Consider the following 12,760-nt stretch of genomic DNA (forward strand, 5'->3'; position numbering starts at 1 on the left):
TAGGTGTACGTAATGGCAGTCCAGACGAAAACGCAGAAGAACGCGCCGGCATCGGCGGCGGGCAAAAAAACCGTTAAATCGCTGTTCGACGACAAAGGCAAGCAGGACGACATCACACAACTGTTGCAGGACGTGAAGGAGCGGCCGCTGGTATATGGCGGAATCGCTGCGTTCCTCCTGGTGTGTTTGCTTGCGGGTTACTTGTACCGCGCAAATGCCGTGTCGAACCGCAGGGACCTCGTGACCGCGTACGCGCAGGCGCTGGACAAAGAGGAAACCGCGGACAAGTTGGCCGCGCTCGTGCCGCTGTCGGACGCCGCCGGCAAGCAGAATGACGAGGTCGTGTACATGACCGGCGAGATCGCGTATCGCGCCGGGGAGTACGACAAGGCGAAAGCCGCGTTCGAGCGCATGCGCTCCGACTTCAAGGAATCGCCTTATACAGCAGACGCCGTCGAGGGCCTCGGCAACATCGCGGAAAACGCAAAGGACTATGACGCCGCGCTGACGTACTACAAAGAGGTACGCGACTCCTGGTCCACGAGCTTCGCCGCCCGCCGCCAGCCGTTGAACATTGCGAAGCTCGAGGAACGGCGCGGCAACCTGGCCGAAGCGGTCGCCGCGTACCGCGAGCAGATGCAGGTCTTTCCCGGTTCGACCATAGACGAAGAGGCGCGCGCCGCTTTGGCGCGCCTCGAGAGGTCGAATCCGGAGTTGTTTCCGAAGATCGAGACTGCCGCGCCCGTGGCCCCCGTAGTGGGTGACGCCGCCGCGCCCGAAATGCCTGCGCCAGGCGAAGCGCCTGCTGCGTCGCCCGCGACTGTACCGGGCCTTGACGTGAAGCTCGATGTCCCCGGTGCGGACGGAACGCTGGAAATGCCGGCCGACGGCAAACCGGACCTCAAACTGAACGTGCCCGGCATCGAAACCGAAGCGGCTGCACCGGCCGAAACGGCCGCGCCGGCGGATTCCGCGCCCGCACCTGCGCAGTAGCGGCGCGTCAGACGAGACATTCCGGGCGAGCGGCTCGCGCCGCTCGCCCGTTTCTTTCGCAGGTGCGCATCTTCCGTGGGAGACAAAACAGGCACGGGAGGAAATCGCATGCAGTGGGTCAATGGCGCATTTGCTGTCGATACGGACCGAAACCGCATCGATTTTGAGCGGGTCTATGCGTATCTGAAGACGACGTATTGGGCCGCGGACCGGACATACGAGGAAATTCGCCGAGCATGGGAGCAGTCGCAGTTGGCGTTTGGCGTGTATGCCAGCGGGCTTGATGGATTGCAGGTGGGATGTGCGCGTGTCGTCACGGATACGCGCACCTTTGGCTGGCTCGCGGACGTGTTCGTTGACCCCGATTTCCGCGGCCAAGGGCTCGGAAAGTTTCTCGTGCAGTGCGTAGTCGACCATCCCGACTGCCGGGACATACGACTCTTTATGCTTGGGACACGCGACGCCCACGGCTTGTACGAACGATATGGTTGGGAGCCGCCGAAGTACGTCGAGCGATTCATGATTCGCTACGGTCAACCCGGTTCCTAGCCGCGCGCCGTTGCTGCTGCCACTGCGTGGGCGACTTTTGGGGCCGCGTCGTGTATACTTTGCGTCGAAGGTCCGTGCAGGTTGCCCGCAATTCGGAGTCTGCGGGCACGTCCGGGGGGACGGCGATCGCCTGGGACAGTTACGAATGTTAGTTTCGCGGGGCCCATTCCGTTTGGATCGCCGCACCACGTACAAAAAGGAATCGCAGTAGTATGGCCAGTTTTCCCGCATGGGTAACCACCGATCGGTTGAAGATCGGGACCGTTGTCGTTATTTCCATCATTCACGCGCTCGCGCTCGCCGCGCCGTTTACGTTTAGCTGGACCGGCTTCTTTCTCTGTCTGATACTCGTCTGGGTGACCGGCGGTTTGGGAATTACCCTGTGCTACCACCGCCTGTTGACGCACCGAAGTTACCGCACGTTCAAGCCCATCGAATATGTCCTGACTCTGTTTGGCTGCCTCGCCTTGCAGGGCGGGCCGATCACCTGGGTCGCAACGCACCGCCTGCACCACAAAGAATCCGACGAGGAACCGGATCCGCATACGCCGATGCACACCTTCCTCTGGTCGCACATTGTGTGGAACTTCTTCCGTGATCCGCAGCTCGACTGCTACGACAAAATCCGGCGCTTCGCGAAAGACCTCGATAAGGACCGCGTGATTCGCTTCCTCGAGAAGTATTTCTTCTTCATTTACCTTGCGCTCGCGATTACCCTATACGCTATCGGGCACGTTGTCAGCGGCTGGAAACTGGGTCTTTCATTGGTCATCTGGGGCTGCTGCGTGCGCACGGTGCTCGTGTGGCATTTCACGTGGCTGGTCAACAGCGCCACGCACCTCTGGGGCTACACCAACTACAAGACGACCGACAACAGCAGGAACACGTGGTGGGTCGCGCTCGTCACTTTCGGTGAAGGATGGCACAACAACCACCACGCCGACCAGCGTTCGGCCGCACACGGCCACCGTTGGTGGGAAATCGACCAGACCTATATCACAATCAAGATGATGCAGTGGATCGGCCTCGCGCGCGACGTGGTGAAGCCGGGCCGACTGTCGCAACTGCGATCGAAGGAAAACCCAGAGGCAGACTCGGTTCCGCCAATTGACGATCCCGACACCGTCGTCGAAGGCTAGTGAAAATCGTGAGCAACGAAGGGCGGGCTGTGACGGCCCGCCCTCTCCTTTTTCGTCCGGCGCACGCTGCGTTGATCGCACCCGCGATGTTGTGTAGCGTGGATATTCTGCGTGGCGCGGGGCGCAAATCTATTCACAGGCGACGCCAATAGGAGACTGATTGTGCGCGGTCGAATGGTCTGTATCGCGGTACTGGCCGCTGTCGTGGCGCATGCGGACAGCGGCTACAAAGTCGGCGTGGGCAGCGTAGTCATCACACCGGAGAAGAACATCTGGCTTGCGGGGTACGCCTCGCGCAAAGCGCCCGCCGAAGGCAAGGAACACGATCTCTACGCGAAAGCGCTCGCGCTCGAAGACCCGGCGGGTGTTCGTGCGGTGCTCGTCACGACCGATCTCGTCGCCGTTTCGTCTACGCTGGCGCATGCCGTAGCCGATCGCGTGCAACAGGCCTACAACGTCCCGCGCGAACGCTTCCTCATCACCGCGTCGCACACGCACAGCGGGCCCGTCACCAACGATCGCCTCTACGACATGTACGGTCTCGACGACGCGCAGGCCGCATTGATCTCTGAGTACACCGCAACGCTTCCGGACAGAATACTGAAAGCGGTCGAGACCGCCATCGCGAGTCTCGAACCGTGTACGCTGCATTGGGGACACGGCGAGGCGGGGTTCGCCAAAAACCGGCGCGCGTTCGTGCTCGGCGGCATGGCGAACGCCTTCAATCCGATCGGCCCGGTGGACCACGACGTGCCGGTGTTGCTCGCGCGCAACGCCGACGGCAAACCGAAAGCGGTGCTGTTCGGTTACGCGTGCCACAACACGACGCTCTCATGGCAGTTCTACTGCGGCGATTATGCGGGCTTCGCGCAGACGTATCTCGAACAGGCTTTGCCGGGCGCCACCGCGCTCTTCGTTTCCGGGTGCGGCGCGGACCAGAATCCGCTTCCCCGCGGCACGGTCGAGCACGCAAAACAGTACGGTGGCGAACTCTGTGGCGCGGTCTTGAAAGCTGTCGGGAGCACGATGAAACCGGTGACGGGCGCGTTGCGCGCTGCGTACAAGGAAATTCCGCTGGCCCTGAGTGCGCCGCCGTCGCGCGAAGACGTTGAGAAGCAGTTGCAGGATCAGAACGTCTACATCCAGCGCCGCGCGAAACGACTGCTGAAACAGTTCGACGAAAATGGCGCGTTGGATACGACCTACCCGTACCCGGTGCAGGTGTGGCAATTCGGAAACGAATTGCAGATGACCGCGCTTGGCGGCGAAGTTGTCGTGGATTATGCCCTGCTGATCAAATACGAACTCGGCCACGACAACCAGTTCGTCATCGGATACGCAAACGACGTGTGCGCGTACATCCCGTCGTTGCGCGTGTTGCGCGAGGGCGGGTACGAGGGCGCGGAATCCATGATCTACTACGGATTTCACGGCCCCTGGGCGCCGCAGGTGCAGGATGACATCATGAAAGCCGTGCACGAACTGACGGCCAGATAAGCGAGCGACATGTAGTTGTGGGCAACGCAAGTGGAGATAAAGACGTGAACGGACTTACCGGCTCATTCTTCGCCGCGGCGGTGACCGTCGCCGCCGTGGCAGGCGCTCAGGACGCGCCAAACCAGTTCCGCGCGGGCGCCGCCGCGAGCAACGTCACGCCGTGGCTTGGCGTCTCGATTGCCGGCCATATGAACGACCGCATAGCGACTCACGTGCACGACGAACTCCACGCGCGCTGTCTCGTGCTCGACGACGGGACGACGAAGATCGCGTTCGCCATCGTCGACAGTTGCATGGTGCCGCGCGAAGTAGTCGAAGACGCGAAAAACCGCATCCAATCCGCGACGGGGATCGCGCCGGACCACGTGCTGATTTCCGCGACGCACACGCATTCGGCGGCATGCGCCACGCCCGTCTTCCAGAGCGATCCCGATCCCGAATACAAAAAGTATCTTGCCGTGAAGGTCGCGGACGGCGTGCGCCGCGCCGTCAACAACCTCGCGCCGGCGAAAATTGCATGGGGCGCAGGCAGCGTCCCCGATCAGGTGTTCAACCGCCGCTGGAAAATGAAGGAAGGAACAATCGGGCCGAATCCGTTTGGCAAGGTCGACAAGGTACAGATGAACCCGCCGCGCGCAAGCGAAAACCTCGTCGAGCCTGCGGGTCCCACCGATCCCGAAGTGCCGTTCGTCTTTGTGAAAGGGGTTGACGACCGGCCAATCGCCCTGCTCGCGAATTACTCGCTGCACTACGTCGGCAACGATGGCGGGGCCGTGTCGGCGGACTACTTCGGCATGTTCGCGGAGCGTATCAAGCAACTGCTCGGTGCGCGCGAATTGGACCCGCCGTTTATCGGCGCGATGACAAACGGAACCAGTGGAAACATCAACAACATCAATTTCCGCGAAGCGAGTCAGTCGCAGCCGCCGTATGCGCAAATGAAATTCGTGGCGGACAAGGTGGCACAAAACGTGTTCGACGCCGCACAGAAACTCGAGTGGCACGATCGCGTGACGCTCGATGCCGCCACGCAGGAACTGCAGCTCGGCGTGCGCAAACCGTCGCCGGAGGAATTGGCCGAGGCGAAGGAAATCGTGCGCAAGGCCGAAGGCCGCGAAATGAAAACGCTGCCGGAAATCTACGCCCGGGAATCGGTGTTGATTGCGGATTATCCCGATACGGTGCCGGTAACGATCCAGGCGCTGCGCATTGGCGATTTGGGAATTGCTGCGGTCCCCTGCGAGGTATTCGTCGAAATCGGCTTGGATATCAAGGCGAATTCCGCGTTGAAGCCGGCATTTACGATCGAACTCGCAAACGGGTACAACGGTTACCTGCCCACTGCGGCGCATCACGAACTCGGCGGCTATGAGACTTGGCGCGCGCGCTCGAGCTATCTGGAAGTCGGCGCCGCGGACAAAATTCAGGCAACGGCGCTTGAATTATTGGCGCAATTGAAGGGAAGTGCGCAGTGATGCACTTGCGGCCGCGCCTTCGCGGGATGGGAGATATGGGAGCAATGGGACCGATGGGAGGTATACGAATTCGCGCGGTCGCACATGCGCAGTTGTGCGCGATCGTCGTGGCGTGCCTCGTCCTGATGGAACCGATTTCGCATGCCGAAACCCTCGCCGAACTTGGCGCGCGTTTGGGACGCGAAACGCAGGAGGCGTACGCGAAATCGCCGTATACGGCGATCTCCTCAAACTACTTCAACCGCTTCTTGCGCGATCCGGATGCGAGACCCGGCGAGAACGAAATGGAATTGGACGGCGCGTGGACAATCGTTTCCAATGCAACCGATCGGGAATTCGGCAATGTCATGGCAGCACATTTGGCCGAGTTTCTTCGTGACCGAATGGGTGTGGACGTGAAACAAGGTGACGCGGGAGAGAAACAGGTCGTACTCTCCGATCGCGGTGCGGCAGGGCAAGAGCCCGCGAGCTTTGCCATCAAAGTCTCCGCGAATCGCGTTGCGGTCACCGGTGTCGATGCGGAGGGCATGCGCGACGGCGTCGTGAAACTGGTTTCGCGCATCGGCATGCGGCAGGCGCCATTTCTCGAGCTGGGCACACAGAATTACTCGCCTCGTCTGCGCGTCCGGTTGGGCGCGGTTCCGTACGGCGGCGCCACGCGCGACCTCATCTTCATGGGTTACAACGCCGTATTTGCAGGCGGCGGCGAACTCTACGGCATATCGACGAGCGACGCGATTCCAGAACTCGCGTCGCGACGACAGCCCGGCGCGCTCGAAGGCTCAGCGAAGGCCGTCGCAGACGCGAAAAAGAACAAACTCAAGGCATATGCCTTCATCTCCCTGCGCCAGAAGTTCCCGGAAACCGATGCGATCTTTCAGCGCGATCCGACCCTTCGCGGTACGCGCACGTGGAAAGCGGACGGCGAGTTCGTGTTGTGCACGGAACACTCCGCAATGAAACAGTTCCTCTCCGAAACAATGAAGCAGTTGTTCCAGGCCGCGCCCGACCTGGACGGCGTTGTCATGATCATCGGCGGAGAGGGTTTCTACCATTGCTTCATGCGGCCGTTCGGCGTCGAGAAGGGCCACACCAACTGCCCGCGCTGCGAGGCGCTCGGCGCGGAAACCGTCGTGGCAAATCTCTGCAACCTCCTCGCCGAGGCCGCGCGCAGCGTGAATCCCAACGCGGAAGTCATCGCGTGGCCGTACTCCGCCGAACACGTCTGGTCGGCGGACAAGGCGCAGGCAGGATTCATCGCGAAACTGAAACCGGGCGCCGGCATCTTCACCGAGATGGAGAAGGACGAATACGTCGAGAAGCCCGACGGCGTGCGCAAACATCTTTGGGACTACAGCATCGACCTTATCGGCCCCGGCGAGCGCGCGAAGCAACAGATTGAAGCCTGTCGCAAAGCGGGCATTTCGATCTACATGAAAAGCGAACCGGAGCTCGGTTTCGAGGCGCCGCGACTCTCGCACATACCCTGCATGGACCGCTGGTGGGATCGCGCGGAAGCGCTCGCCTCCTGCGGCGCGGACGGCGCATGGGTGTTTCCGGCGTTTCGTCCGAACTACGGCACACCGCCCGCGGAAATGAATCAATTGGTATGGTGGAACCCCGCGCCTGGCAAGGACGCCGCGCTCGAAGCCCTCGCCGCGCGCATTGCGGGCGCGAAAGCCGGACCGCGCCTTCGCGACGCGTGGCGCCACGTTTCCGATGCGATCGCATTTTCACCGGAAATTCCGCCCTACTACACCGGCCCGTATTATCTCGGCCCCGCGCACCCGATGTGCGTCGATCCCGATGCAAAGCTGCCCGACGTGTTCTACGGCCAGTATCTCTTTATGGCGGAAATGTCCGATTCAGAAGGGTTGCCCGCGCGCCCCACGTTCTTCACTTCGCCGCGCGGAAACGTGCCCGTCTTCCTGCGCATGTACCGCGAGATGGAAGCGAAGCTGAAGGCCGCGGTAGATGAGATAGAAGCCGCAGTGCCCGATGTGCCCGATCGCTGCAAGCTGGTGTTCGATTCCGACGCGTCCGCAATTCGGTGGTTTTACCACACGGCGCGCGCCCACGCGAACTTCTATGAGTCCTGCCAACTCCGCGACGCATTGCGTGCGCTAGCCGAAAGCGAAACCAAAACGCCGGAGCAACTCGAAGCTGCGGAAAAACAGTTCGCGCGCTGGCGTGACGTCCTGCTCGATGAAAAAGCCAACGCAGAGACCGCGCTCCCCGTAATGGAATCGGATGTCCGCCTCGACTGGTACTACGGCGGCGACCACACATTTCCCCACGGCGCCGACATGATCCGCGAAAAACTTCGGATGCTAGAGCGCGAAATCGATCAGGTCTTGCCGGCGATCCGAACGAAAGCATTGGCGAACTGAACGAAAAAGCGACCTCCCAATCCCGGCCACAGTCAGGATTGGGAGGTCGGCGCGATCATTTTGCCGGCGCAACCTTTTCCCACCTGCCCGACTTTGCGGAGTTCAATACTGCGTCGCATACGCACTGCGTTTCGAGCGCGTCGCGGAACGTGGGGGAGGTGGACTGTCCCTTTGCGACGTTCGCCAGGAAGTCCGCGACCTGGTGCACGAAGGAATGTTCGTAGCCAATCTGCAATCCGGGCACCCACCAGTGGCCCATATATGGCATGTCGCCGTCGGTCACGTGTACCGAACGCCACCCGCGCACAATCGAATCGTCGCGGTGGTCGAAGTAGTTCAGCCGGTGCAGGTCGTGCAGGTCCCACTGGATGGAGGCGTGTTCGCCGTTGATCTCGAAGGTGTACAGCGCCTTGTGGCCGCGCGCGTACCGCGTGGACTCGAACGTGGCCAGCGAACCGTTCTTGAAGCGCGCGAGAAACGCGCACGCGTCGTCGATGCCGACCGCCTGTTTCTTGCCCGTTGCCGTGTGCGTGCGTTCCTTGATGAACGTCTCTGTCATCGCCGACACGTCGTTCATGGAACCGTTCAGCCAAATCGCTGTGTCGATGCAGTGCGCAAGCAAATCGCCCGTGACGCCGCTGCCGGCCGCCGCCGCATCGAGCCGCCATAACCCCGCGCCACCCTGCGGCAAGTCCGCTGAGATCGTCCAGTCTTGCAAGAAAACCGCGCGGTAATGGAAGATTTTCCCGAGGCGCCCTTCGTCGATCAGTTGCTTCGCAAGCGTCACCGCGGGCACGCGCCGATAGTTGTACCAGACCGTGTTCAACACGCCCGCTTTCTCGACGGCCTTGCACATCTCCTCGCCTTCCGCGGCGTTCATCGCAAGCGGTTTCTCGCAGAGGATCATCTTGCCCGCGTTCGCCGCGGCGATCGCGATTTCTTTGTGCAAGTTGTTCGGCACGCAGATGTCAATCGCGTCGATGTCCTTGCGCTCGATCAGCTTGCGCCAATCCGTCTCCGTCGACTCGTAGCCCCACGTGTCCGCAAACGCCTTCACCTTCTCCGCGTCGCGCGCGCACGCCGTTTTCAACACCGGCACGTACTCGTTGTCGAAAAAGTTGCTCACCTTGCGGAACGCGTTCGAATGCGCCCGCCCCATGAAGCCGTACCCGATCATGCCAACGTTCAGTTTCTTCTTAGCCATTTGAATCGCCCCTCTATACGTCCACAGATTTCACAGACGAACACAGATTAATGAACAAAACGCTTAAACTCTAAACTCGGTGCGCCGAAATTAATTAGCAGTGCGCGATGTAGCCCGGACGCCTTCAAATAATTGATTGTTTGGGCGACATGCTTGTCCGTCAATTTGTCCACCGCCTTTAATTCCAACAACACTTCCGAATAGCAAACGAAGTCTCCATAGTATTTCGCCTGCAAAGGCCGCTCCCTATATTCGATCGAAAACGGTTGCTCGTGAATAAATGGAATCCCAAGGAACTCAAATTCAATCGCCAAACATTCATGATAAACGGGCTCATGGAACCCGCATCCTTTTACCCCATGCACGGTATAGCACGCGCCCAATATGGCATACGTCTGCGGGTCTCTCTCATCCCCCATCGTTGTTCGTCCTTCTTTCTCTATTTCTTTTTCTCTTCAATCTCTTCGCATTTAATCTGTGCAAATCTGTGTAATCTGTGGACGTATCTTTCTTACCAGCCGTGCGCGTCGCGAACCTTCGCCATCACGCCCAGGATGCTGTTCCACGTTTCCTGCTTCATCATGGTCGCATTGGGGAACATGCACCCATCCCAACAAACATGCTGAAACGCCTTCATCGGCTTCCCGTCCGCGCCACGCATCCACAGGCCCGCGTGCTTCACGATGTCCAACTTGCCGTTCGGATCGTTCGGCAGACAGTGGCGGCCCGTCTTGTCGTGCGAACCCGAACCGAACACCGTTGCGTCGTTCTGCGCGATGTGGAAGTCGATGGTCCACGGGCGCAACGCGTCCGTGAGTGTCTTCAACGCCGCATCGAGCACTCCTTTGTCTTTCCAGTCGTAGCCTGCGGGCAGAATCGCGTCCTTCTCCGCGTTCGCGCCCAGCGTGTAGAGCAATGTGTGCGCCATGTCCGCCTGGAACCCGAGCGTTTTCGGGCGGTCAACCAGTTCGAGCAGCTTGATCATTTCCTTCCATGAGTGCATACCGCCCCAGCAGATTTCGCCTTCGGCGGCCAGGCGCTCGCCGTAACCCTCCGCCACATCGCACGCTTCGCGGAACGTATCGGCTATCTTGCGGGTACCTTCCGTTGGGTTTGCGTCCCAGTCGCCGACGCCGCATGCGGAGTCGATGCGGATAACGCCATACGGGCGCGCGCCGAGCTCGCGCAGTTGCTTCCCGATGTTGCAGGCCTTCTTCACCTGCGCGACAAACTGCTTGCGCTCCTCCGCGCTGCCCATCGTCGAACCGCCACCCGTCGGCGGCCACACCGGCGCCACCAGCGAACCGATCGCAAGGTCCTTTGAGCGGAATGTGTCGGCCAACTTTTTCACGCCGTCGACATCGATATCGATGCTGATGTGTGGGTCCGACAGAAACAGGTCCATACCGTCGAACTTCACGCCGTCCACTTCCGCGGCGGTCGTGAGTTCGATCATTTTGTCCAGACTGATTGGCGGCTCCGAACCTTCCCCCTTACCGACCAATCCCGGCCACGCGGCGTTATGAAGTTTTGGATACGTGTTCTTCGATGCGCTCATCAATTCTCTCCTTTACCCCTATGCACTCGGCATTACGCACACGCCAAGCGCCTGTGATTCATCCAAACCCCAGATTTCGTAGGTGCTGAAGATACCCAGCAGCACCCCCAAAATTGCCAAATCTTTCTGCTTTCGGTTCTCTATACCAACCGTTTGGATTCCAATCGTGGTTGTATCCAAGTTCCTGTAAGAACTCGAACCACTCTAAATAGCCATTCTCCGTGTCAAAGAAAAACAACCAAGGGTAAACTCTATCGTGAGGAGTATCAGGCCAAAGCACACGACTGGCTCGATGTGCTGTCATGCGGCATTTCGCGCGCACTATTCCGATGTGGTGAATTCCACCGTGTACGCCAATTGCAGGGACGAAGAGCACCAAATCACCGGAACGTGTCTTGTCAAAAGCAGGTCTAGCCCGTTGCGGAATACCCCAGCAATTGAAGTGGCCGTCAGGAAAAGATGACTTAAAATCCGCGTCGTCTTCGAAAAATGCGCGCTCCGGAGCATCATCTCCAATCCCCTCCAGAATCTCTGTCGTAGAACGCCGCCGCGTTATCGTGTACTTGATGTCTATATTGCCGGGGTGGCCGATATGCATTATGAAAATTCGCATGATTACACTATGACTTTCACTCGCGTTCGACCCTGGCAGCAACCACTTCACCCTGAGCGCATTCGTTGTCGTCTGACAAGAGCGAACACTGCACCACTGTCTTTTCCGGTTTCTTTTCGACGATCCGCGCCCGCAACTCCATCGGCCTATCAATCGGCGTAGGTTTTAGGCAGCTCACGTTCAGCGCCCCGGTCACATTCCCAATGTCCCGCGCATCGCCATTGTCGCGTTATTCGCTCTTGGCAAGTCCTTCAAGCAATGGCACAAGTGCGGGCACGTCCTTTTTGGCAACCTGCCACAGTATGTCGAAATCTACATTAAGGTAATCGTGAACGATTCTGTGCCGCATGCCAACAATGCGTCCCCACGGCACTTCGGGATGCTCGGTCCTGTATGCGTGCGAGACTTTCGACGCTGCTTCGCCAACGATCTGAACTCGCAGGGCCAATGCGTCCCGCAGATCATCGTCGGCGTCAAACTCGTCCCGCGCCACACTCTCCGTGCGCCGCGCTATGCTCCGGGCGGTATCGAGCATGTGCCGGACGAGTGCGGCGTCATCCCTTTCCATCGGCGGCCTCGTACTGAACGACGGCGCTGGTCAAAATGCGCGCGCGCAGCGCGGGAATCACGTACTTGGGGCTAACCATGTCCACGTATCGCCCGCCAAAAGCTTTTGAAAGATCATCCCCAACGTCAACAATTTCCCAGCCCGGTATGTGTTCGGGGTCGAATTCGATAAGTACGTCAACGTCGCTGTCGGGCCGAAAATCGTCTCGCAGCGCGCTGCCGAAAATCGACAGCTTTTTGATGTGCCAGCGTTTGCACACCGCCTCCAGAAGCTCTCGATCGATTTCGAGTTCCGCAAGCACGTTCTTCTACCCACTAACCCTTCCACTCGCTCGGGACCCGGACCGCGACGACTTCGCCGCGGGCACAATCCGCGCCGTCCGACGAGAGCGTGCAGTGTAGCACGGTCTTCTTCGGTTTCTCGTCGACTATCCGCGCGCGCAACATTACCGGCTTATCGATCGGCGTGGGCTTCAAGTAGCTCACGTTCAGGCCGCCGGTTACGTACCAAATCTCCGGCGGCTCGCCAACATCACGGCCTTCATTGCGGTACGCGTTCGCGACTGCCGTGCAAATGCAGTGGCAATCGATCAGCGTCGCAATGATTCCCCCGTTCAAATACTGCCTCGGTCCGGCGGAATGGTGCGGACTCGGCATAAACGTGCACACCGATTCGTTGCCGTCCCAATGACTTTTGATTTGCAGCCCATGCGGGTTGTTGGCGCCGCAGCCGTAGCAGTAGTTGTCCGGCATCGCATCCTGAATCGCTGCGCCA

13 protein-coding genes are annotated in these 12,760 nt (G+C 59.8%); 6 read left to right on the forward strand and 7 right to left on the reverse strand.

Translation table 11 applies throughout. From position 1 onward, the window contains the following. The first annotated feature begins 12 nt into the window (after window positions 1-12). The 6 genes from HUU46_07070 to HUU46_07095 all read left to right on the forward strand — a co-directional run bounded on the left by HUU46_07070 (window position 13) and on the right by HUU46_07095 (window position 8,043). The gene (locus HUU46_07070) at window positions 13-993 is read left to right on the forward strand and encodes a tetratricopeptide repeat protein (protein ID NUM53387.1); all 981 of its coding nucleotides are present in this window, start codon (window positions 13-15) and stop codon (window positions 991-993) included. Between the two features lie 108 nt (window positions 994-1,101). Next, window positions 1,102-1,542, forward strand: a complete 441-nt coding sequence (locus HUU46_07075; protein NUM53388.1) for a GNAT family N-acetyltransferase — start codon at window positions 1,102-1,104, stop codon at window positions 1,540-1,542. 212 nt (window positions 1,543-1,754) lie between these two features. Continuing rightward, a complete protein-coding gene (locus tag HUU46_07080; protein ID NUM53389.1) occupies window positions 1,755-2,681 on the forward strand; it encodes a fatty acid desaturase in 927 nt (308 codons plus the stop codon). Between the two features lie 162 nt (window positions 2,682-2,843). Next, window positions 2,844-4,178 carry a neutral/alkaline non-lysosomal ceramidase N-terminal domain-containing protein gene (locus HUU46_07085; protein ID NUM53390.1) on the forward strand — a complete coding sequence of 445 codons (1,335 nt, stop codon included), beginning with the start codon at window positions 2,844-2,846 and terminating at the stop codon, window positions 4,176-4,178. A 44-nt stretch (window positions 4,179-4,222) separates the two neighbouring features. Further along, on the forward strand, window positions 4,223-5,653 hold the full coding sequence (locus HUU46_07090) for a neutral/alkaline non-lysosomal ceramidase N-terminal domain-containing protein (protein ID NUM53391.1): 1,431 nt from the start codon (window positions 4,223-4,225) through the stop codon (window positions 5,651-5,653). Window positions 5,654-5,706: 53 nt separating this feature from the next. Continuing rightward, the gene (locus tag HUU46_07095) at window positions 5,707-8,043 is read left to right on the forward strand and encodes a hypothetical protein (protein ID NUM53392.1); all 2,337 of its coding nucleotides are present in this window, start codon (window positions 5,707-5,709) and stop codon (window positions 8,041-8,043) included. Between the two features lie 55 nt (window positions 8,044-8,098). On the opposite strand, the gene HUU46_07100 is transcribed toward HUU46_07095, so the two are convergent. The 7 genes from HUU46_07100 to HUU46_07130 all read right to left on the reverse strand — a co-directional run bounded on the left by HUU46_07100 (window position 8,099) and on the right by HUU46_07130 (window position 12,738). Beyond that, window positions 8,099-9,247 (reverse strand): Gfo/Idh/MocA family oxidoreductase, encoded by a 1,149-nt coding sequence (locus HUU46_07100; protein ID NUM53393.1) that lies wholly within the window; start codon window positions 9,245-9,247, stop codon window positions 8,099-8,101. A gap of 47 nt (window positions 9,248-9,294) precedes the next feature. Beyond that, on the reverse strand, window positions 9,295-9,666 hold the full coding sequence (locus HUU46_07105) for a GxxExxY protein (GenBank protein NUM53394.1): 372 nt from the start codon (window positions 9,664-9,666) through the stop codon (window positions 9,295-9,297). A gap of 92 nt (window positions 9,667-9,758) precedes the next feature. Further along, a complete protein-coding gene (locus HUU46_07110; protein NUM53395.1) occupies window positions 9,759-10,805 on the reverse strand; it encodes a TIM barrel protein in 1,047 nt (348 codons plus the stop codon). A gap of 58 nt (window positions 10,806-10,863) precedes the next feature. Then, window positions 10,864-11,403: a hypothetical protein gene (locus HUU46_07115; protein NUM53396.1), complete on the reverse strand. Its 540-nt coding sequence runs from the start codon at window positions 11,401-11,403 to the stop codon at window positions 10,864-10,866. A 244-nt stretch (window positions 11,404-11,647) separates the two neighbouring features. Next, the gene (locus tag HUU46_07120; protein ID NUM53397.1) at window positions 11,648-11,986 is read right to left on the reverse strand and encodes a DUF86 domain-containing protein; all 339 of its coding nucleotides are present in this window, start codon (window positions 11,984-11,986) and stop codon (window positions 11,648-11,650) included. Beyond that, on the reverse strand, window positions 11,973-12,287 hold the full coding sequence (locus HUU46_07125) for a nucleotidyltransferase domain-containing protein (GenBank protein ID NUM53398.1): 315 nt from the start codon (window positions 12,285-12,287) through the stop codon (window positions 11,973-11,975). The genes HUU46_07120 and HUU46_07125 overlap by 14 nt, the downstream gene beginning before the upstream one ends. Before the next feature lie 13 nt (window positions 12,288-12,300). Then, window positions 12,301-12,738 (reverse strand): PaaI family thioesterase, encoded by a 438-nt coding sequence (locus HUU46_07130; GenBank protein ID NUM53399.1) that lies wholly within the window; start codon window positions 12,736-12,738, stop codon window positions 12,301-12,303. Window positions 12,739-12,760 lie beyond the last annotated feature (22 nt).

This window comes from Candidatus Hydrogenedentota bacterium (assembly GCA_013359265.1).
Lineage (GTDB): Bacteria > Hydrogenedentota > Hydrogenedentia > Hydrogenedentales > SLHB01 > JABWCD01.

Coding starts and splice junctions, on each gene's coding strand:
- HUU46_07070 (NUM53387.1), top strand. CDS start 13: ATGGCAGTCCAGACGAAAACGCAGAAGAACGCGCCGGCATCGGCGGCG.
- HUU46_07075 (NUM53388.1), top strand. CDS start 1,102: ATGCAGTGGGTCAATGGCGCATTTGCTGTCGATACGGACCGAAACCGC.
- HUU46_07080 (NUM53389.1), top strand. CDS start 1,755: ATGGCCAGTTTTCCCGCATGGGTAACCACCGATCGGTTGAAGATCGGG.
- HUU46_07095 (NUM53392.1), top strand. CDS start 5,707: ATGGGAGGTATACGAATTCGCGCGGTCGCACATGCGCAGTTGTGCGCG.
- HUU46_07100 (NUM53393.1), bottom strand. CDS start 9,247: ATGGCTAAGAAGAAACTGAACGTTGGCATGATCGGGTACGGCTTCATG.
- HUU46_07105 (NUM53394.1), bottom strand. CDS start 9,666: ATGGGGGATGAGAGAGACCCGCAGACGTATGCCATATTGGGCGCGTGC.
- HUU46_07110 (NUM53395.1), bottom strand. CDS start 10,805: ATGAGCGCATCGAAGAACACGTATCCAAAACTTCATAACGCCGCGTGG.
- HUU46_07115 (NUM53396.1), bottom strand. CDS start 11,403: ATGCATATCGGCCACCCCGGCAATATAGACATCAAGTACACGATAACG.
- HUU46_07120 (NUM53397.1), bottom strand. CDS start 11,986: ATGGAAAGGGATGACGCCGCACTCGTCCGGCACATGCTCGATACCGCC.
- HUU46_07130 (NUM53399.1), bottom strand. CDS start 12,738: ATGCCGGACAACTACTGCTACGGCTGCGGCGCCAACAACCCGCATGGG.